The sequence below is a fragment of the Streptomyces sp. NPDC096193 genome, from assembly GCF_040302905.1.
Taxonomy (GTDB): Bacteria; Actinomycetota; Actinomycetes; order Streptomycetales; family Streptomycetaceae; genus Streptomyces.
This window is the reverse complement of the sequence record NZ_JBEOSJ010000009.1, coordinates 1-20,065: the sequence shown is the minus strand read 5'-3', so window position 1 is coordinate 20,065 and position 20,065 is coordinate 1. Positions and strand designations below refer to the sequence as shown.

The following is a 20,065-nucleotide window of genomic DNA, read 5'->3' as shown; positions in this document are numbered from 1 at the left end:
TGCCTCCGCGGCCTCCCGGACCGTCCACCGGAACACACCGCATCCTTGCCCGCAGACGGCTGAAGACGGCCCTCATCACCCTGATAGGTGAACTTCGCGGACCCTCGGATCCGGCCCGTCACGCATTGCGATCGCACCGCTGCTCGCCGTAGAAGATCACCAACGAAGTTACCGCCCGGTACGAGCCGGGCCCGTACTCATCGGGGGCGATCTGCCATGAACAGGACCCGACCCGCAGGGCGGCACGACCAGCGCCGGCCCGCCGCCGTCGCCGCGTCGGCACTCGCACGTGCCCGGCGCCAGGACCGGCCGCACTACTGGTTCGCCGACCGCCTCCTGGCGGTGCTGAGCGGCCGGCGCCCAGTGCACTGGATGCTCGGCCACACGATCGGCGAGGCATACGAACAGCTCGTCCAACTGGCCCCGGGCGCCCCGCTGCGTCCCGCGGACCGTGTGACGCCCGTGGTCCGCCACTGCGGCGAGTACCACCCCGGCCCCGGCGTCATCGAGGCGTTCGCCCGCATCGGCTCGGGCGACCGGGTGAGCGCGATGGCCTTCCGTCTCGAACAGGGCGCGGACGCCCGCTGGCGCTGCTCGGCGATCGAACTGGGCGGCGAGCGGGTGTGCTCGTCATAACCACGCGCCGCGCCCGGGCTGCTCGGCGCCGCTCGGCCCGGTCCGGGAAACCGGCCGGGGCCGGACACCCCGAAAGGTGTCCGGCCCCGGCCGTGCGCCGCGGAGAGGCCCGAGGGCCGCCCGCGCTACTTCTTGCGGCGTCGACCCGCACTCTTCTGCGCCTTGCGGCGCTCCGCACGCGTCATGCCCTCCGACTCGCCGCGCCCGGAGTCACCGTCGTTCTCGAAGTCGCCCTCGATCACACCGCCCTCGCCGTCCACCGTGGGAGCGGAGAAGTGCAGCCGGTCCGGCCGCTGCGGGGCGCCGAGGCCCTTGGCGCGGATCTCGGGGCGCGGGGCGCCGGCCGGTACCGCGTCGTCCTTGCTGAGCGAGGGGCGCGCGGAGTCCTGCACGGGGACCTCTTCGACCTGCTGCTCGACCTGGACCTCCAGGTTGAACAGGTAGCCGACGGACTCCTCCTTGATGCCCTCCATCATGGCGGTGAACATGTCGAAGCCCTCGCGCTGGTACTCCACCAGCGGGTCCTTCTGGGCCATCGCGCGCAGGCCGATGCCCTCCTGGAGGTAGTCCATCTCGTAGAGGTGCTCACGCCACTTGCGGTCCAGGACCGACAGCACCACGCGGCGCTCCAGCTCACGCATGATGTCCGAGCCGAGCGTCTTCTCACGCTCGTCGTACTGCTCGTGGATGTCGTCCTTGATGGACTCCGCGATGAAGTCGGCGGTGATGCCGGCGCGGTCGCCGACCGCCTCCTCCAGCTCCTCCACGGTCGCCTTCACCGGGTAGAGCTGCTTGAAAGCGCCCCACAGCCGGTCCAGGTCCCACTCCTCGGCGAAGCCCTCGACCGTCTCCGCCTGGATGTAGGCGTCGATGGTGTCGTCCATGAAGTGCCGCACCTGCTCGTGCAGGTCCTCGCCCTCCAGGACGCGGCGGCGCTCGCCGTAGATGACCTCACGCTGGCGGTTGAGCACCTCGTCGTACTTCAGGACGTTCTTACGCGTCTCGAAGTTCTGCTGCTCGACCTGCGACTGGGCGGACGCGATCGCGCGCGTCACCATCTTGTTCTCGATCGGGACGTCGTCGGGGACGTTCGCCATCGACATCACGCGCTCGACCATCTGCGCCTTGAACAGCCGCATCAGGTCGTCACCGAGCGAGAGGTAGAAGCGGGACTCGCCCGGGTCGCCCTGACGTCCGGAACGGCCGCGCAGCTGGTTGTCGATACGGCGCGACTCGTGCCGCTCGGTGCCCAGCACATACAGGCCGCCGAGGTCGGTGACCTCGTCGTGCTCGGCCTTGACGGCCGCCTCGGCCCGCTCCAGCGCCGCGGGCAGCGCCGCCGCCCACTCCTCGACGTGCTCGACCGGGTCCAGGCCGCGCTGGCGCAGCTCCGCCTCGGCGAGGTCGTCGGGGTTGCCGCCGAGCTTGATGTCGGTACCACGGCCGGCCATGTTCGTCGCCACGGTGACCGCGCCCTTGCGGCCGGCCTGGGCGACGATCGTCGCCTCCCGGTCGTGCTGCTTGGCGTTGAGGACCTCGTGCTGGACGCCACGCTTGCTCAGCTGCTGCGAGAGGTACTCGGACTTCTCGACCGAGGTGGTGCCGACCAGGATCGGCTGACCCTTCTCGTGCTTCTCGGCGATGTCGTCGACGACCGCCGCGAACTTGGCGACCTCGGTGCGGTAGATCAGGTCGGACTGGTCCTTGCGGACCATGGGCTTGTTCGTCGGGATCGGCACGACGCCCAGCTTGTAGATCTGGTGGAACTCGGCGGCCTCGGTCATCGCCGTACCGGTCATGCCCGCGAGCTTGTCGTAGAGACGGAAGAAGTTCTGCAGGGTGATCGTGGCGAGCGTCTGGTTCTCGTCCTTGATGTCCACCCCTTCCTTCGCCTCGATGGCCTGGTGCATGCCCTCGTTGTAGCGGCGGCCGGCGAGGATACGGCCGGTGTGCTCGTCGACGATCATGACTTCGCCGTCGATGACGACGTAGTCCTTGTCCTTCTTGAAGAGCTCCTTGGCCTTGATGGCGTTGTTCAGGTAGCCCACCAGCGGGGTGTTCACCGACTCGTAGAGGTTGTCGATGCCCAGCCAATCCTCGACCTTCGCGACACCCGGCTCGTGGATGGCGACGGTCCGCTTCTTCTCGTCGACCTCGTAGTCGCCGGTCTCCTCGATGCCCTTGAGCTGGTTGCCCGCCTCGCCCCTGGTCAGGCGGGTGACGAGCTTGGCGAAGTCGCCGTACCACTTCGTGGCCTGGTCGGCAGGGCCGGAGATGATCAGCGGCGTACGGGCCTCGTCGACGAGGATCGAGTCGACCTCGTCGACCACGGCGTAGTTGTGGCCGCGCTGGACGAGCTCGTCCTTGGACCACGCCATGTTGTCGCGGAGGTAGTCGAAGCCGAACTCGTTGTTCGTTCCGTACGTGATGTCGCAGTTGTACTGCTCGCGGCGCTGGGCCGGCGTCATGTTCGCAAGGATGCAGCCGACGGACAGGCCCAGGAACTTGTGGACCCGGCCCATCATCTCGGAGTCGCGCTCGGCCAGGTAGTCGTTCACCGTGATCAGGTGGACGCCCTTGCCGGAGAGCGCGTTGAGATAAGTGGGGAGGGTGCCGACGAGGGTCTTGCCCTCACCGGTCTTCATCTCGGCGACGTAGCCGAGGTGCAGCGCGGCGCCACCCATCATCTGGACGTCGTAGTGGCGCTGGCCGAGGACGCGCTTGGCGGCCTCACGAACGGTCGCGAACGCCTCCGGAAGCAGGTCGTCGAGGCTCTCGCCGTCGGCGTACCGCTCCTTGTACTCGTCCGTGAGCGCCCGCAACTCGGCGTCGGAGAGGTTGACGAAGTCCTCTTCGATGGAGTTGACCTGGTCCGCGATGCGGTGCAGTTTGCGCAGGATCTTGCCTTCGCCTGCACGCATGAGCTTGTTGAAGACGGACACTGAGGCTGGTCTCCTTGCCGATCGGGCCTGGCACTGGGTCGTGTTAGGGACACTGGCGCGGGCACGGCAGGTAGGCCCCACCGCAACGGCCATCGTAAGCGAGGACCACGCCGGGTCGGGAGGCCCGCAGTCAGCCAGGCCTGCTGTTACCCGCAATGAGAACGCGCGGGACGCGCCGAAGGTGCCGGTGAGGTACGAAAAGTGCTCGCATCCGTCCCCTGGGCGAACCAGAATCCGGGCCATGGAGCCCATCACTCTCACCACCGAGCGCCTGCTGCTGCGTACCTTCACGCCCGACGACACGGAGGCGGTCTTCGAGTCCTGTCAGGACCCCGACATCCAGCGGTGGACCACCGTCCCCTCGCCGTACGAACGCGAGCACGCCGCCGAGTTCACCGGTCAGATGGTCCCGGAGGGCTGGCGCAACGGAACGATGTGCACCTTCGCCGTGCTGCCGCGCACCGGCGGCCCGCTGATGGCGTCCGTTGGGGTCACGCTGCGTACCTTCTCGGGTACCTGGGAGATCGGGTTCTGGACGGGCAAGGAGTTCCGGGGGCGCGGGATCATGGCGGAGACGGTGGGCGCCGTGGCGCACTGGACCTTCACCAGACTGGGCGCGACCCGGCTGGAGTGGCGCGCGGAGGTCGGTAACACCGCCTCGCGCGCGGTGGCCGAGAAGGCCGGCTTCGTGGTCGAGGGGGCGCTGCGCGCGGCGCTCCTGAACAAGGACACCCTCCGTGACGCCTGGGTGGGCTCGCTGCTCCCGTCGGATGTGGGGCTGCCGACACCGCAGCCGTATCTGCCGACGAGGGACTGAACCGGGCGCGGTCCGTTCCCGGGGCCGATACGGCGCTCCGCTCCACGGGTGCGTAAGCAGGCATGGGGGCGGATCCGGCCGGGGATCGGCTGTGGGCCCGATGTCAGTGCCGCCGTCTATGGTGCGGACCATGACGACGCTGCCGCCTCCCGCCGCCGATCTGTCCGCCGACGAGGCCCGCCGTATCGCGCTGCGGGCCCAGGGGTTCCTGGGCGCGCCGGACCGGCGCGGCGGGGTGCGCGGGGTGCTGCGGCACCTGGGCGCCGTGCAGCTCGACACGATCTCGGTGCTGGCCCGCTCGCACGAGCTGATCCCCTACGCCCGTCTCGGCGCGGTCGGCCGTCGCACGGTCGAGGACTCGTACTGGACCGAGGGCCACAGTTTCGAGTACTGGTCGCACGCGGCCTGCATCCTGCCCGTCGAGGAGTGGCCGCACTTCGCGTTCCGCCGCCGGGCCTACCGCGCCCGCCCGCAGTGGTCGCACGACCTGCCGGACGGCTCCTACGAGACCGTGATCAAGCAGCTGCGCGCCGAAGGTCCGCTCACCGCCACGGAGTTGGGCGGCGCGAAGAACGGCGGCGAGTGGTGGGACTGGTCCGCCTCCAAGGTCGCCGTCGAGCGGGCCCTGATGTACGGCGAGGTGGTGTGCACCGAACGGCGCAGCTGGAAGCGGGTGTACGACCTGGCCGAGCGGGCCATTCCCGACGATCTCCTGCACACCGAGCTGGACGATGCGGAGTGTCTGCGCCGGCTCGTCCGGCTCGCCGGTCAGTCCCTGGGTATCGGCACCCGCGCGGACATCGCGGACTACCACCGCCTCAAGGGCGAGCAGTTCGACGCGGTGGTCGCGGACTCCGGTCTCGTGCCGGTGACGGTCGAGGGCTGGTCCAAGCCGGCGTGGGCCGATCCCGAGGCCCTCGCCACCGCGCCCCGGGGCCGCCACCGCACGACGCTGCTCTCCCCGTTCGACTCGCTGATCTGGGAGCGCGCACGGACGGAACGCATTTTCGGCTTCACCCACCGGCTCGAGGCGTACGTCCCGAAGCCCAAGCGGGTGTACGGCTACTTCGCCATGCCGCTGCTCGCCGGCGGGAAGCTGTTGGGGCGCGTCGACCCGGCGCGGGAGGGCACGACGCTCGTGGCCAGGCATGTCTCGCTCGACACCCCGAAGGCCGTGGCACCTATGGCGCAGGCGCTGCGGGAAGCCGCCGAGTGGGTGGGCTGCGACGCCGTCCGGATCGAGCGGGTCGACCGCCCCGAGCTGCGGGCCGCTCTTCTCGCCGAGCTCACCTGATCTCGAGGATCTTCTCCCGCATCGCGTAGACCACGGCCTCCATCCGGGAGTGCAGCTGCAGCTTCTCCAGGATGTTGCGGACGTGGTTCTTCACGGTGTTCTCCGAGATGAACAACTCCTTGGCGATGTCACGGTTGTTCATGCCCGTGGCCACCAGCTTGAGCACCTCCAGCTCACGCTCGGTGAGCCGCGGCGCGGGCACGAGCCGGCGCTCGTCGGTGCGCTGGATCATCGACTTGAACTCGGTGAGCAGCTTGGACGCCATGGACGGGCTGATCTGCGACTGTCCGTCAGCCACCGCGCGGATGGCCGTCGCCACCTCGTCGGTGGAGATCTCCTTGAGCAGATAGCCGGTCGCGCCCGCCTTGATCGCGTCGTAGAGGTCGGCCTCCTCGTCGCTGATCGTCAGCATGATGATCTTCGCGCTGGGGGCCACCTCCTTGATGGAGGTACAGGCCTCGATACCGCCGCGCCTGGGCATCCGCACATCCATCAGCACGATGTCCGGCAGCAGGTCCGCGGCCTTGTCGACCGCTTCCGCACCGTCGCCCGCCTCGCCGACGACCTGGATGTCCTCCTCCTGCGCGAGGACGATCTCCAGGCCGCGCCGGAAGAGGGCGTGGTCGTCCACCACGAGGACACGGATCGGCTCCTCGCGGGAGCTGCCCCTGTCCGCGTCGGTCTCGACGACCGTGTCTGCGGCGTCGCCCGCGGCGCGTACCGGCCCGAAGCTGTCCGCCATCGTTCCTCCCCCTGAAGGCAGTGGCCTGAAGGTCATGGGTGGTTCACCAACCTCAGTGCATGGCACACGGGTTGGCTTCCTGACGCCATGCTTTCATGCCGTGGCGACCGTGCGGTCGTTCCAGGTCGCACGGCGGCGCCCCCGAGGGCGCTCCGAGCGCTCAGGGGCACCGCCGACCTGCGGTTCTGCGCGACGGCCGCGTCAGCCGCCGAGTGCACCTCCGGCGCCGCCCGCCTCGGAGCCGGCGAGCGGGTCGCTCTCCAGGTGGATGACGCCGTAGTCGTAGGCGTGCCGCCGGTAGACCACACTGGGCTGCTTCGTCTCGGAGTCGACGAAGAGATAGAAGTCGTGTCCGACCAGTTCCATCTCGTAGAGGGCCTGGTCGAGCGTCATCGGCGCTGCGGTGTGGAGCTTCTCGCGGACCACCAGCGGTCCCTCGCCCTGCACTTCGAGCGAGCCCATCCTGGTGGTGGGGACGGTCTGCGGCGTCTCGAGGGGGCGGAGCTGTCCGTTGCCGTTCAGCTCGGCCACACCAGGCACGACGTCGGCGACCTCGGCTGCCGAAATCCGGCCGCTGCCACGTCGGTTGTGGCGCTTGTCGTGCTGCTTGCGAAGCCGTCCCTCCAGCTTCGCGGTTGCCAGGTCAAGCGCTGCGTAGGGGTCGGCGGCCGCTGCTTCTGCCCGGATCACCGGGCCCCGCGAGTGGAGGGTGATCTCCACGCGGTCGGAACGGTCGGCCTGCCGCGGGTTGTGCTCCTTGGACACCTCGACGTCCAGGCTGATCACCTTGCCGTCGAGCTTCTGGATCTTGTCCAGCTTCAGCTTCTCGGCCACGTGCTTGCGGAACCGCTCAGGCACCTCTGTCTTGCGGCCCTTGACGACGATGTCCACGCAGAACTCCGTTCCGGATTGCCCCGCCTGCGCGTCGGCTGCGGAGCGTCTCCCTCTTGCACCAGACCCCGGTGTGTGCCGGAGTCTCGGACTAGGCGACTTTCACCTCCTCCTCCCCCGGAGACAAGATCTCCACCCCACCAATTTTGAGGTTGTCGTGTCCTCGAATCCCTGGCCGGAAGCACGGCAGTGCATTCGGTGAGGTCCGGGCATTCCCATTCCTCACAACCGAACATAGCCCTATCGGAGGGGTCTCGGCACCCGCTACCAGCGCGTACCTCCGTTCAGGGCAATTTCGGCTCTCACTACCTGCAACGTAGCGCCTTCCCTGTCAGTTCCGGTTTATTTCGAAAGCCGAGGGTGGGACTGCGACGACCGCCGCGGTCGGCTCGCCGAATCCGGTAAATCGCTGTTCCGTGGCCATGCGGAGCGCCCGCGCCGCCTCCGCCAGCGACGCGCCCGTGGTCATCAGGTCGTCCACCAGAACCGCTCTGCCGCCCTCCAGAAGCCGTCCGGCGCCTGGGACCGCCACGAGGGCGCCGGACAGATTCGCCACTCTCTCGCGGGCCGTCAGGCCCGCCTGGTCGGCCACCTCACGGCGCTGGCGCAGCACCGGCAGCGCTCTCGCCCTCGTCCCCGTGCGCCGCAGCTCCCCCGCGGCGGCCAGCGCGATCCTGCGCGCCGCATCGTGTCCCCTGGCCCGCACCGCGTGCCGCGCCGACGGCACCGGTACGAGCAGCAGCGGACCCTCGCCCCGCGCGGGCTGGGACGCCGAAGCCCGCACCGCCCCGGCCAGCGCGACGCCGAGGGGCCGCGCCAGCCCCAGAGCGCCACGCTCCTTGTGCGCGATCAGCACCGCGCGCACCCCATCGGCGTAAGGAGCGGCGGCATGGACTTCCGGCAGGCCCGCCGGCTCGGGGTCGGGCGTCGCACGGCACGCAGAGGAGCCGTACAGCTCATGCGCGCATCTCTCGCACAGCGGCGTCCGGGGCACGCCGCAGCCTCCGCATGCGGCCGGCAGCACCAGGCCGGAGATTTCCTGCCACCACCTCCGCATGACCACCACTGTGCCCGCACCTCGGAGGTCCGGCCACCCCTGTGGACAACGGCTTGGACAACGGCCTCACGACGAGGGCATGTGGACAACAGCCTGTGGACAACCGGTGTATTGACCGGACAGCGCCGACCGGTTCGCCCGCCTGCCGACCGGACGCGGCGCCCAGAGGACTGAGAACCCATACGCCCCAGGTCTCCTAGCCCGGGTAGACCGGTGCCCTGCCCTTCTCGACGATCGGCTGCCAGTTGGCACCCGCCGGAAGCCGCACGATGCCGTCGTCCTCGGAGTACGCCACGAGCGGGCGGTCCTCGCCGTCCGCCGCGGCGACCGACTGCACGCCGTTGAGGCCGGGCAGCACGCCCGTGTCCCAAGTCGAGCCGTCCGTCTGGATGTAGCGGACCTGCTGCACCCCGCCGGACTCCTTGCCGACCACCACGAGCCGACTCGGGCCCGCCCACGAGACGGCCGTGACGGTCTCCATCCGCGGTGCCGCGGGCTCCAGTTCGGCCACGACCACCGGATTGTCCTTGGGGCCGCGCTCCACCCGCCCGATCTTCAGCGTGGTCTTGCCGTCCTCCGTCAGAAGCAGCGCGACGCGCGCGCCGTCCGCGGACACCTTCACGGACTCGATGCGTGCGGCGCCGAGGTCTGGAACGTTGACCTTCTGCGGCGTGCCCTTCCCGCCCACGAGACGCAGCAGCGCCGGGTTCTCCGGGTTGCGATCGGCGATCCACAGGTCCTTGCGGCCGTCCCAGCTGGGTGCCGAGAGCCGGGTGTCCTGCGTCTTGCCGAGGCTGCGCACCACGGGGGCCGCCAGCTGGGAATCGGTCTCGATCGAGGAGACGTACAGGCTGCCGAAGTCCTTGGAGACCGCTGCCGCGGTGTCCTCGTCGTGCGCCACCGCGACGACGCCGATCGGCAGCTGCCCGTCACCGAACGGTCCGCGCACGTTGGCCGGAGTGGCGGCCTCCTTCGTGGCGCCCGAGAGCCACGCCAGCCGGTTCTTGTCATCGACGAAGTACGGATACACCGGCTTCCCCGACGCGCGGTCCGGCGCGTAACCGTCGGCCTCGACGCTGTCGAGCACGCACAGCTGCGTGCCATTCGAACGCTCCAGCTCCACCTGTTCGACCCGAGTGGACGACAGTTCCCTGAGCGTGAGCGAGATCTGCGCCGCCATCTTCTTGCACTGCTCGCGGCCGACGTTGGACGCCTTCTCGTTGAGAGGCACCTTCAGCACGTTCCGGTCGTCGGACGCGAGGGACGTGACGCCGCTCTTCAGCGCCGTACCCTGCGGGAAGCGTGAGTCCACCACCGGGTCCAGCCAGTCCGTGGGCCCGTCGAGCAGCGTGTTGACCGACTGCGTCACGGGGTCCATCCGTGTCACCGGATCCATCCGCTGCCGGATGAAGACCGGGTCGGACACGACGGTTTCCCCTGCTCCACCCGGTGCGGCGGCGAAGTAGTACTTGTTGATGGAGACGTAGTTCCGCTGGAAGTCCGATGCGCCGAGCAGCAGGCCCGGCGGCGGGCTGTCGATGCGCCACTCCCCCTTGCCCTCTATGCCGCCCTGCCGGGAGAGGTGCATCGTCCAGTCGTAGTCCTGCGCCTCGGTCGTGCTCGCCTGAAAGGCGTGCTGCGAGTCGACCACGGCGATCTGCTTGCCCTTGAGCTGGTAGCTGGTCCCCGTGCTGACTCCGCCCACCGCGGCCCGGCCGGCGGTGGGAGCCGTCTCCAGCACCGTCGTACTGGCGTCGGGCCGCCACTTCTGCGACGCCTCCGGCGTCAGATACGTCCGGGCGATGGCGAAATTGGCGTCGTCACTGGTCATCGCTTCGAGAAAGCCGTTGACGATCTCGTCGGCCGCCGCTCCCTTGCGGGGTTTCACGGCGTACACCTGCACCTCGGAGTCGGCGCCCGGAGACGCCTTCACGGGACGGATGTCACCGGTGTCGGGCATCGAGGCGCACCCGGCCAGCACACCGCCGGCACCGAGCAGCGCGACCACGCGCAGCGCGCCTCGACGTCCTCTGCGACGCGAATCAGCGCCCACGATTCGTGTCCTCCCGGTCGGAAGCATGCTGTGCGAGGGCGGAGTCCTGACCGTCGTTCCCCGCACGCGCCACGACCCGGGCTCCGTTGCCGGGCAGCGCGGTCGGGTCCACGCCCTGCGGGGGCGTACGAGGCGGTACCGGAGCACCCGGCGATACGGAGAGCGGCGAACGGTCCGACCCGGACTGGACGGGCACGGACGCCAGCAGGTGCCCGTTCAGGTGCGGTCCGGCCACTTCGGCGAGGGCGCGCTCCCGGTTCTGTCGCGAGTCCTCCGGCTCCAGGGGTACCGGCGAACCGCGCAGCGGCTCGTCCGCGGTCCGCGGCAGCGTCAGCCGGAACTGCGAACCTCCGCCCGGCTCACCCCACGCCTGGAGCCAGCCACCGTGCAGCCGCGCGTCCTCGACGGCGATGGACAGACCGAGACCGGTACCGCCGGTGGTACGCGCTCTGGCCGGGTCGGCCCGCCAGAAGCGGTTGAACACCCGGGTCGCCTCTCCGGGCTTCAGTCCCACGCCGTAGTCCCTTACGGCCACAGCGACCGCGCCGCCGGCGACCGCCATGCGCACGACGACGTCCCGGCCCTCGCCGTGCTCGACGGCGTTGACGACGAGGTTGCGCAGCACCCGCTCGACGCGGCGAGCGTCGGCCTCGGCCACGACGGGCTGCTCGTCGCCGACCACGCGTATCCGGGTGCCCTTGCGCTCGGCGAGCGGCTCGGCGCCACCGATGACCCGCCGTACGACTTCGCGGAGGTCTATCGGCTCGGCCTCCAGCGCGGCCGCTCCCGCATCGAAGCGGCTGATCTCCAGGAGGTCGGAGAGCAGCGACTCGAACCGGTCGAGCTGGTCCCCGAGGAGCTCCGCCGAACGCGCGGTCACCGGATCGAAGCCGACCCGCGCCTCATGGATGACGTCGGCCGCCATCCGCACCGTCGTCAGCGGAGTCCGCAGTTCGTGCGAGACGTCCGAGACGAAGCGCCGCTGCATCCGGGAGAGCTCCTCCAGCTGCTGGATCTTGAGCTGAAGACTCTGCGCCATCTTGTTGAAGGCTTCACCGAGTCTGGCGATGTCGTCCTCACCGGTGACCTTCATCCGCTCCTGGAGACGGCCGGCGGACAGCCGCTCGGCGATCCCGGCGGCCATACGCACCGGTGTGACGATCTGGCGCACCACGAGCCAGGCGATGGCACCGAGCAGCACGACGACGAACAACCCGGCCGTGGCAAGCGTGCCTCTGACCAGATTGAGCGACTGCTCCTCCTGCGCGAGCGGGAAGACGTAGTACAGCTCGTACGGATATTCCTCGATGTCGTTGAGCCGGGTGCCGACGACCAGGCCGGGCTCCGGATCATGATCGTCGTTGTAGTTGATCTGGATGTACGTCTCGTACGTCCCCGTGCCCTGGTCCACGGCGTCCCGCAGCTCCTGCGGAATGCTGGACGGGTCCACGCTGCCCGAGGTCCGCGGGAAACGGTTGCCCGCGTTGGCGGCGTCGGCGCTCAGCGCCACCACGTTGAACGCGCCCTGGCCACCACTGGCCAGCTGCTCCACGAGGTCGGACCGCCAGCTCGTCGCCGTCCGACCGCTCGTACCGCCGCCGTCCTGCGCACCGGACTCGGTCCGCAGATTGGCAGCCCGCTCCCGCGCCACGGCGAAGCCGCCGGCCGCCTGGCTCTGCGCCGCCTTCGCCTTGGCGTCGAGCAGGCCGTTGCGCACCTGCCCGATGACGACGAACCCGAGGAGCGCGACCACGCCGAGCGACATGAGCAGCGTCATCGCGACGACCCTGAGCTGGATGTTCCGGCGCCACAGCCGCACAGCGGGCAGCAGCGGCCGGCGGACCCAGCGCAGGAAGAGCCGGAGCATCAGCCGGCCGAGATCGCCGTTCCGACCCGGCCGCCCGCCACGCAGCAGGCGACCGAATCGCGACGTCCCATGCCCCGGTCCGACAGCCCGCCCCGTACGGACTCCCGGCTCCCCGGGCTTCGGAGCAACGCTGCCTCGGGTCATGTCAGCTCGGTCCGGCCTTGTAACCGACACCACGTACGGTCACCACGATCTCCGGACGCTCGGGGTCCTTCTCGACCTTGGAACGCAGCCGCTGGACGTGCACGTTCACCAGCCTGGTGTCCGCGGCGTGACGGTAGCCCCAGACCTGCTCGAGCAGCACCTCACGGGTGAACACCTGCCACGGCTTACGGGCCAGCGCGACGAGCAGGTCGAACTCCAGCGGGGTCAGCGCGATGGACTGTCCCTCCCGCTTCACGGAGTGACCGGCCACGTCGATGACCAGGTCACCGATCGCCAGCTGTTCCGGCGCCGGCTCCTCCGACCTCCTCAGCCGCGCCCGGATACGGGCGACCAGCTCCTTCGGCTTGAACGGTTTCACGATGTAGTCGTCAGCCCCGGACTCCAGGCCGACCACCACGTCCACGGTGTCGCTCTTGGCGGTGAGCATCACGATCGGCACGCCGGACTCCGCCCTGATCAGGCGGCACACCTCGATGCCGTCCCGTCCGGGCAGCATGAGGTCCAGCAGCACAAGATCCGGTTTTGCCTCACGGAAAGCGGCAAGTGCCTTGTCGCCGTCCGCTACGAACGACGGCTCGAAACCTTCACCACGCAGCACAATCCCGAGCATCTCGGCCAGTGCGGTGTCGTCATCGACGACAAGGACTCGTCCCTTCATAATCGACATCATCCCATTAGCTAATCGTTACCTGGCGTGACCTGGCACACAGCTCGGCGATGCCACCGCCGGTGACCGGCGACAACGCCCCCAGTTCGGTGACGATCGCCGTCACCAGATCCGGCGGAGTGACATCGAAGGCCGGGTTGTACGCCTGGGTCCCCAGCGGCGCGACGGGAAGCCCGCCACCCACTGCTCCCGCGGCCGCAGGAACCTGCGGGGCGGTGACTTCCGTGACTTCGTGTCCGGCCCTCTGCTCCACCTCGATCGACGCCCCGTCCGGCGTACTCAGGTCCACCGTCGTGGTCGGAGCGACCACGATGAACGGCACATGGTGGTACTTCGCCAGTACGGCGAGCGGATAGCTCCCCACCTTGTTGGCCACCGAGCCGTCCGCGGCTATGCGGTCGGCGCCTATGAGTACCGCATCCACCTCGCCCGCGGCGAACAGGGAGCCCGCGGCACTGTCCGTGAGCAGCGTGTAGGGCATCCCGTGGCGAGCGGCCTCGTACGCCGTCAGCCGCGCCCCCTGGAGCAGCGGCCGCGTCTCGTCCACCCACAGCCGCCGCAGCTCGCCGGCCCGGTGAGCGTGAAGCGCCACGGCGAACGCCGTGCCCTCCCCGCCCGAGACCAGCGCACCGGTGTTGCAGTGGGTCAGGATCCGGTGCCCGCCGCCCGGCAGCAGCTCATCGAGCAGAGCGAGCCCGTGACGGGCCATCTGGGCACTGGCCTCGGCGTCCTTCCGGTGCAGCTCTCTGGCGGCCGTCAGAGCCGCCTGGGCGGCCTCCTCGGGGCCCTTGTCGGCAGCCGCCCGGTACGCGGCGACCGCATGCCCCACTCCGTAGGCCAGGTTCACCGCGGTGGGCCGCGCGCCTTCGAGCAGGGGCGCCGCCTCCTCGACGTCGTAACCGCGTGCGGCGGCGAGCGCCACGCCGTAGGCACCGGCGATGCCCAGCAGAGGCGCCCCGCGCACGGCGAGGGTCTGGATGGCCTGCACCAGGGCGGGCACATCGGTGCAGACCAGCTCGACCTCCTCGGCAGGAAGCCGGGTCTGGTCCAGAAGCACCAGCACGGGCCCTTCCGGAGGCTCGCTCCAGCGCAGCGCGGGAAGCGGGGGCGGCTCGTCGCCCACCGGGTTTTGTGCGTACTGATCAGCCATCCGCCCAGTCTGCCCGGTGAGACTCCGACAATGAAGGTGCGAAGGAGATACAGGGCCCCGCCCACCAGCGGGCCCCGCGTGGCACGATGGCTGCCAGCCTGCCGACCCGATACACCGACAGGCCGCGTGAACGCTCCGGCTCGCCGAGCCGGCACCACAACCAGTGCATGAGGTGGACGACGGTGAACGACACTCCGGGTTGGGCCTCGCCCGGATCCGCTCCCTCCAACGGGCAGGACGACCCCGGCGTGCCCCGGCCCGCCGGGCCCGCCGACGAGAGCGGCCCCGCCTCGAAGTGGTCCAAGGAGCAGCCGCCCGCCGGCCAGTGGTCGGCGCCGACGGGGCCGCCTCAGGCTCCCCCGCCGGTACCGCCGCCCGCTCCCGGCTGGGGCGACGGCCCGCCGCGCGGCGCGTGGGGCCCGCCCCCCGCGGCCAAGCCCGGTGTGATCCCGCTCCGCCCGCTCGGCGTCGGTGAGATCCTCGACGGCGCGGTCTCCACGCTGCGCGCCCACTGGCGCACGGTCCTGGGCATCACGATCACCGTCTCCGTGATCTCCCAGATCTGCGACATCCTCGTCGAGCGCTACCTGCTTCCCACACCCCCCGAGGTCGACCCCGACGCGGACCCGTCGGAGGCGCTTCGCCAGTCCGTCGACTCCCTGCAAGCCAGCCTGGTGGCCATGGGTCCGTCGATCCTCATCGCGCTGGTCGGCACGCTCTTCACCACCGCCCTGCTCACCATGGTCATCAGCCGCTCCGTGCTGGGGCGCCCGGTCAGCCTCACCGAGGCCTGGCAGGAGGCCCGGCCCCGGCTGCCCCAACTCCTCGGCCTCACCCTGCTGCTGCCGCTGATGAGCGCGGGAATCATGGCCGTGGCGCTGGTACCCGGTCTGCTGATCGGCGGCGGCGCCGGAGTCGCGCTCGCCGTCCTCGGAGGACTCGCCGCCGGACCGGTCATCCTGTGGCTGATGGTCCGCTTCGCCCTCGCCTCGCCCGCCCTGATGCTGGAGCGCCAGGGCATCATCCAGTCCCTGCGCCGCTCCGCGAAGCTGGTGCAGGGCGCCTGGTGGCGGACGTTCGGCGTCATCGCGCTGACGCTGCTGCTGACGCTGCTCGTGTCGATGATCATCGCAGTGCCGTTCAGCGTGATCGCCTTTGCCGTGGACGGCACCGGATTCGGTGACCTCTTCTCCGGCACCACGCCGGAATTCGGCTGGGCCTTCCTGATCATCACCGGTATCGGATCGGTGATCGCGTCCTCCATCACCTACCCGATCTCCGCCGGTGTGACGGTGCTCCTCTACATCGACCAGCGCATCCGCCGCGAGGCGCTGGACATCGAACTCGCTCGGGCCGCAGGCGTCTCCGGCTACGGTTCCGAGCTCCCCGGCACCCACACCAGGGGCTGATGCGGTGTTCACCGCGGGGGGTGTGCCAGCAGGGCGGGCGGCCTTGGCCGCCGGCGACGACGTACCGGTGGACACTCCTCGGATACCTGCCAGGGAGGCGGCGGAGCGCGAGCTGTCGAAGCCGATGTACCACGAGAACGACCCGAGCCTGCTCCAGCGCGCCCTCGACCGCTTCTGGGCATGGGTGGGCGGCATCTTCGACACCGCCTCCGGCGCCACCCCCGGCGGCCCGCTCGGCCTTGTCGTCGTCGCGTTGCTGGTCATCGGCCTGATCGCCGCCCTCTGGTGGCGACTTGGCACCCCCCACCGCGCTGCGACCTCGGCCGACTCACTCTTCGACGACGTCCCCCGCAGCGCGGCGGAACACCGCAGCGCCGCGGAGACCCACGCGGCGGCCGAACGCTGGAACCAGGCCGTCCAAGAACGGATGCGTGCCATCGTCCGCTCGCTGGAAGAACGCGCCCTCCTCGATCCGCGTCCGGGCCGCACCGCCGACGAGGCAGCTGCCGAAGGCGGCCGCTCCCTCCCCGACCACACCGCCGGGCTGCGGGCCGCCGCAGAGGAGTTCGACGACGTCACGTACGGCGGCCGGACCGCCGACCGGCAGGCGTATCTGCGGCTGCGCGACCTCGACCTCGAACTGGAGCGCGCCAAGCCCCAACTCGCCGGCGCGTCCCACGGAGCGGCCGGATGACCGGAGTCGCCCCCAGCTCCACGTCCATGTCCCCCACCGGCCGCCAGGTGTGGTCCCGCACCCGCGGCCTGTTGCTGGCCCTGGTGATTCTCCTGGTGGCCGGCATCGCCATGGCCGCGTTGCAGTCCGGCGACCAGCACGGCCGCCTCGACCCGCGCTCGGCCGACGGTCTGGGCAGCCGCGCCGTGGCCGAGATCCTCAAGGACAGCGGTGTCTCCACCCGTGTGGTCACCACTCTGGACGAGGCAACTGCCGCTGCCGACATGGACACCACACTTCTGGTCGCGACGCCCGACCTGCTGACGAACAGCCAGCAGGAAACCCTCCGGGCGGCGACAGCAACCTCCGGCGGACGCACCGTGCTCGTCTCCGCCGGTGCCGCATCCGTCCAGACGCTGGCCCCCGGGGTGCGCTCCGACACCCCGGCCCCTGTCGCAGCGCGCACTCCCGAGTGCTCCCTCGCTGCCGCGCGCAGGGCGGGCAACGCCGACCTCGGCGGCGAGCGCTACATCACCAAGGCGCCCGGGACCGACGCCTGTTACCCGAGTGAGGGACTGCCCAGCCTCGTCAGGATCGACGACTCCGATGGCGGGGACACCGTCCTGCTCGGCGCCCCCGACATCCTGTACAACGACCGCCTCGACCAGCGCGGCAACGCCTCTCTCGCGCTCCAACTCCTCGGTTCCCGCCCTCATCTGGTCTGGTACCTCCCCTCACTCGCCGACGGCTCCGCCACCGAGGACGGCACCGATGCAGACACCGACAGCACGTTCTTCGACCTGATCCCTTCGGGCTGGCTCTGGGGCACCCTCCAACTGACCTTCGCCGCCGCCCTCGCAGCCATCTGGCGTGCCCGCCGCCTCGGCCCCCTCGTCACCGAACGGCTGCCGGTGGCCATCCGGGCATCCGAATCCACGCAGGGACGCGCCCGCCTCTACCGCAAGGTGAACGCCCGTGACCGCGCCGCCGCGGCACTGCGCTCCGCCACCCGTACCCGGCTCGCGCCACTCCTCGGCGTCTCCGCCCGTGACGCCCACTCCCCCGAGGCGCTGCTCCCCGCCGTCTCCGTGCGCCTGGCCGAAAGCGACCGGGATCTCATCGCCCTGCTGTTCGGGCCGGCTCCGGCCGACGACACCGCACTTGTTCACCTGGCAGATCAACTCGACGCCCTCGAAAGAGAGGTACGCACCTCATGAGCGCCCCGACACCCGAGACAGCTGAGAGCTCGGACCGCGCCCGCGCTTCCCTGGAAGCCCTGCGCACCGAGATCGCCAAGGCCGTGGTCGGCCAGGATCCCGCTGTCACCGGACTCGTCGTGGCCCTGCTCTGCCGCGGCCATGTCCTTCTCGAAGGGGTACCCGGAGTTGCCAAGACCCTCCTGGTCCGCGCACTCGCGGCATCACTCGAACTCGACACCAAGCGTGTCCAGTTCACCCCCGACCTCATGCCCAGCGATGTCACCGGCTCGCTCGTCTACGACGCCCGCAGCGCAGAGTTCTCCTTCCAGCCCGGTCCCGTCTTCACCAATCTTCTGCTCGCCGACGAGATCAACCGCACGCCTCCCAAGACCCAGTCCTCGCTCCTCGAGGCGATGGAAGAGCGCCAGGTCACGGTGGACGGCACGCCCCGCATGCTGCCGGATCCCTTCCTGGTCGCGGCTACGCAGAACCCCGTGGAGTACGAGGGGACCTATCCCCTGCCCGAAGCCCAACTCGACCGCTTCCTGCTGAAGCTGACCGTGCCGCTGCCCTCGCGGGACGACGAGATCGGCGTGCTGACCCGACACGCCGAAGGCTTCAACCCACGCGACCTCCACGCTGCGGGAGTGCGCCCCGTCGCCGGGCCCGCCGACCTGGAGGCGGCCCGGGCCGCCGTCGCCAAAACCTCGGTGTCCGCCGAGATCACCGGCTATGTCGTCGATATCTGTCGTGCCACCCGCGAGTCCCCCTCACTTAGTCTCGGTGTGTCCCCCCGAGGCGCTACGGCCCTGTTGTCCACCGCCCGCGCGTGGGCGTGGCTCACCGGCCGCGACTACGTCATCCCCGACGACGTGAAGGCGCTGGCCCTGCCAACGCTGCGCCATCGGATCCAGCTCCGGCCGGAAGCAGAGATGGAAGGAGTCACCGCCGACTCCGTCATCACCGCGATCCTCAGCCACGTCCCCGTCCCCCGCTGAGGCAACGCCATGGCCCTCACCGGACGAACCGCACTGCTCGCCGCTCTCGGCTCTCTCCCCGTGGGCATCCTCGCGCCCAGCTGGACGGGGATGCTTGCTGTGAATGCGCCTCTTTCTTTGGCAATCTTGTGCGACTACGCCCTCGCCGCGCCAGTGCGAACGCTCCGATTCACTCGAAGCGGTGATACATCAGTTCGACTCGGCGAACGGGCTGACGTCCAGCTGACCATCACCAACCCCGCAGCGCGCCGCCTGCGCGCCGACCTCCGCGACGCATGGCCTCCCAGCAGCTGGGTCGCAGGCACCGAACAAGCCGCATCCCGGCACAAGGTGACCGTGCCCGCCGGTGAACGCCGACGCATCACCACCACTCTGCGCCCCACGCGCCGCGGCGACCGTCATGCCGATCGGGTCACCGTCCGGTCGTACGGCCCTCTCGGCCTCGCCGCACGCCAGAGCAATCACAGCGTCCCCTGGACGGTCCGCGTCCTGCCGCCGTTCGCCAGCCGCAAGCACCTGCCGTCACGCCTGGCCCGTCTGCGAGAACTCGACGGCCGCACCAGCGTCCTGATCCGTGGGCAGGGGACCGAGTTCGACAGTCTTCGTGACTACGTGCCCGGGGACGACACCCGCTCCATCGACTGGCGGGCCACCGCCCGCCAGACAACCGTTGCCGTACGTACCTGGCGGCCGGAACGCGACCGCCACATCCTCGTCGTACTCGACACCGGTCGCACGTCCGCCGGCCGAGTGGGAGATGTCCCGCGCCTGGACGCCGCGATGGACGCCGCACTGCTCCTCACCGCGCTTGCCTCGCGCGCCGGCGACCGAGTCGATCTCCTGGCGTACGACCGCCGTATCCGAGCCCAGGTACAGGGACGATCCGCGGGCGAACTCCTGCCCGCCATGGTCAACGCCCTCGCCCCCTTGGAGCCGGAGCTCGTCGAGACCGATGCGCGTGGCCTGAGTGCGGCGGCTCTCAAGAGCGCTCCGCGACGATCACTGATCGTGCTGCTGACCGGCCTCGATGCCACCCCCATCGAAGAGGGTCTGCTGCCGGTCCTTCCTCAGCTCACCCAACGGCACACCGTGCTGGTGGCCGCGGTGGCCGATCCACACATCCAGGAGATGTCCACGGCCCGAGGCAACGTGGAGGCCGTCTACGACGCCGCGGCGGGTACACAGTCCCAGGCTCAGCGGCGCCGCACAGCGGAGCAACTTCAGCGCCATGGCGTCATTGTTGTGGACGCGACCCCGGACAATCTCGCTCCGGCCCTCGCGGACGCCTATTTGGCGCTGAAGGCGGCTGGAAAGCTGTAAAGCCCACATGTGGAGCCCCAAGGGCTTCCACCCATTCGGCCCGGAACGCAGAAAGGCCCCGCACCAGAGGTGCGGGGCCTTCCCACAATGATTGTTCGGCGGCGTCCTACTCTCCCACAGGGTCCCCCCTGCAGTACCATCGGCGCTGAAAGGCTTAGCTTCCGGGTTCGGAATGTAACCGGGCG

Annotated in this window: 16 protein-coding genes and 1 rRNA gene; 8 read left to right on the top strand and 9 right to left on the bottom strand. The window is 69.9% G+C overall.

Annotation, left to right across the window (positions count from 1 at the left end):
• Nucleotides 1-216: 216 nt before the first annotated feature.
• A complete protein-coding gene (locus tag ABTX78_RS15440) occupies nt 217-636 on the top strand; it encodes an Rv3235 family protein (RefSeq protein WP_352207303.1) in 420 nt (139 codons plus the stop codon).
• A 125-nt stretch (nt 637-761) separates the two neighbouring features.
• On the opposite strand, the gene secA is transcribed toward ABTX78_RS15440, so the two are convergent.
• Nucleotides 762-3,578, bottom strand: a complete 2,817-nt coding sequence (gene secA / locus ABTX78_RS15435; RefSeq protein ID WP_352207302.1) for a preprotein translocase subunit SecA — start codon at nt 3,576-3,578, stop codon at nt 762-764.
• A 241-nt stretch (nt 3,579-3,819) separates the two neighbouring features.
• Between secA and ABTX78_RS15430 the strand changes: the two genes are divergently transcribed.
• Together ABTX78_RS15430 and ABTX78_RS15425 are read left to right on the top strand one after the other, a co-directional pair.
• Nucleotides 3,820-4,395 carry a GNAT family N-acetyltransferase gene (locus tag ABTX78_RS15430; protein ID WP_352207301.1) on the top strand — a complete coding sequence of 192 codons (576 nt, stop codon included), beginning with the start codon at nt 3,820-3,822 and terminating at the stop codon, nt 4,393-4,395.
• Between the two features lie 130 nt (nt 4,396-4,525).
• Nucleotides 4,526-5,689: a winged helix-turn-helix domain-containing protein gene (locus tag ABTX78_RS15425; protein WP_352207300.1), complete on the top strand. Its 1,164-nt coding sequence runs from the start codon at nt 4,526-4,528 to the stop codon at nt 5,687-5,689.
• Here ABTX78_RS15425 and ABTX78_RS15420 read toward each other — a convergent pair.
• From ABTX78_RS15420 to mtnA, 7 genes are all read right to left on the bottom strand, one after another.
• Nucleotides 5,682-6,431 carry a response regulator gene (locus tag ABTX78_RS15420; RefSeq protein WP_352207299.1) on the bottom strand — a complete coding sequence of 250 codons (750 nt, stop codon included), beginning with the start codon at nt 6,429-6,431 and terminating at the stop codon, nt 5,682-5,684. The genes ABTX78_RS15425 and ABTX78_RS15420 overlap by 8 nt on opposite strands.
• A gap of 201 nt (nt 6,432-6,632) precedes the next feature.
• Complete coding sequence (gene hpf, locus ABTX78_RS15415) at nt 6,633-7,322, bottom strand: ribosome hibernation-promoting factor, HPF/YfiA family (protein ID WP_352207298.1); 690 nt, start codon at nt 7,320-7,322, stop codon at nt 6,633-6,635.
• 331 nt (nt 7,323-7,653) lie between these two features.
• Nucleotides 7,654-8,379 (bottom strand): ComF family protein, encoded by a 726-nt coding sequence (locus ABTX78_RS15410; protein WP_352207297.1) that lies wholly within the window; start codon nt 8,377-8,379, stop codon nt 7,654-7,656.
• Nucleotides 8,380-8,575: 196 nt separating this feature from the next.
• A complete protein-coding gene (locus tag ABTX78_RS15405) occupies nt 8,576-10,432 on the bottom strand; it encodes an LpqB family beta-propeller domain-containing protein (protein ID WP_352207296.1) in 1,857 nt (618 codons plus the stop codon).
• Nucleotides 10,422-12,443, bottom strand: coding sequence for an MtrAB system histidine kinase MtrB (gene mtrB, locus ABTX78_RS15400; RefSeq protein WP_352207295.1), 2,022 nt, complete (start codon nt 12,441-12,443; stop codon nt 10,422-10,424). Before mtrB ends, ABTX78_RS15405 begins: the two co-directional genes overlap by 11 nt.
• Nucleotide 12,444: 1 nt before the next feature.
• A complete protein-coding gene (mtrA, locus tag ABTX78_RS15395) occupies nt 12,445-13,134 on the bottom strand; it encodes a two-component system response regulator MtrA (RefSeq protein ID WP_187438793.1) in 690 nt (229 codons plus the stop codon).
• Nucleotides 13,135-13,138: 4 nt separating this feature from the next.
• Nucleotides 13,139-14,281 (bottom strand): S-methyl-5-thioribose-1-phosphate isomerase, encoded by a 1,143-nt coding sequence (mtnA, locus tag ABTX78_RS15390; protein WP_352207294.1) that lies wholly within the window; start codon nt 14,279-14,281, stop codon nt 13,139-13,141.
• A 182-nt stretch (nt 14,282-14,463) separates the two neighbouring features.
• On the opposite strand from mtnA, the gene ABTX78_RS15385 reads away from it, so the two are divergent.
• From ABTX78_RS15385 to ABTX78_RS15365, 5 genes are read left to right on the top strand one after another with little or no spacing between them, the layout of a single operon-like run.
• Nucleotides 14,464-15,690: a DUF7847 domain-containing protein gene (locus tag ABTX78_RS15385; protein WP_352207293.1), complete on the top strand. Its 1,227-nt coding sequence runs from the start codon at nt 14,464-14,466 to the stop codon at nt 15,688-15,690.
• A 4-nt stretch (nt 15,691-15,694) separates the two neighbouring features.
• Complete coding sequence (locus tag ABTX78_RS15380) at nt 15,695-16,384, top strand: DUF4129 domain-containing protein (protein ID WP_502993878.1); 690 nt, start codon at nt 15,695-15,697, stop codon at nt 16,382-16,384.
• Nucleotides 16,381-17,580, top strand: a complete 1,200-nt coding sequence (locus ABTX78_RS15375; protein WP_352207291.1) for a DUF4350 domain-containing protein — start codon at nt 16,381-16,383, stop codon at nt 17,578-17,580. Before ABTX78_RS15380 ends, ABTX78_RS15375 begins: the two co-directional genes overlap by 4 nt.
• Nucleotides 17,577-18,560 (top strand): AAA family ATPase, encoded by a 984-nt coding sequence (locus ABTX78_RS15370; protein ID WP_352207290.1) that lies wholly within the window; start codon nt 17,577-17,579, stop codon nt 18,558-18,560. Before ABTX78_RS15375 ends, ABTX78_RS15370 begins: the two co-directional genes overlap by 4 nt.
• A 9-nt stretch (nt 18,561-18,569) precedes the next feature.
• A complete protein-coding gene (locus ABTX78_RS15365) occupies nt 18,570-19,880 on the top strand; it encodes a DUF58 domain-containing protein (RefSeq protein WP_352207289.1) in 1,311 nt (436 codons plus the stop codon).
• Between the two features lie 93 nt (nt 19,881-19,973).
• Here ABTX78_RS15365 and rrf read toward each other — a convergent pair.
• Nucleotides 19,974-20,065, bottom strand: a 5S ribosomal RNA gene (gene rrf, locus ABTX78_RS15360); the annotation flags it as partial.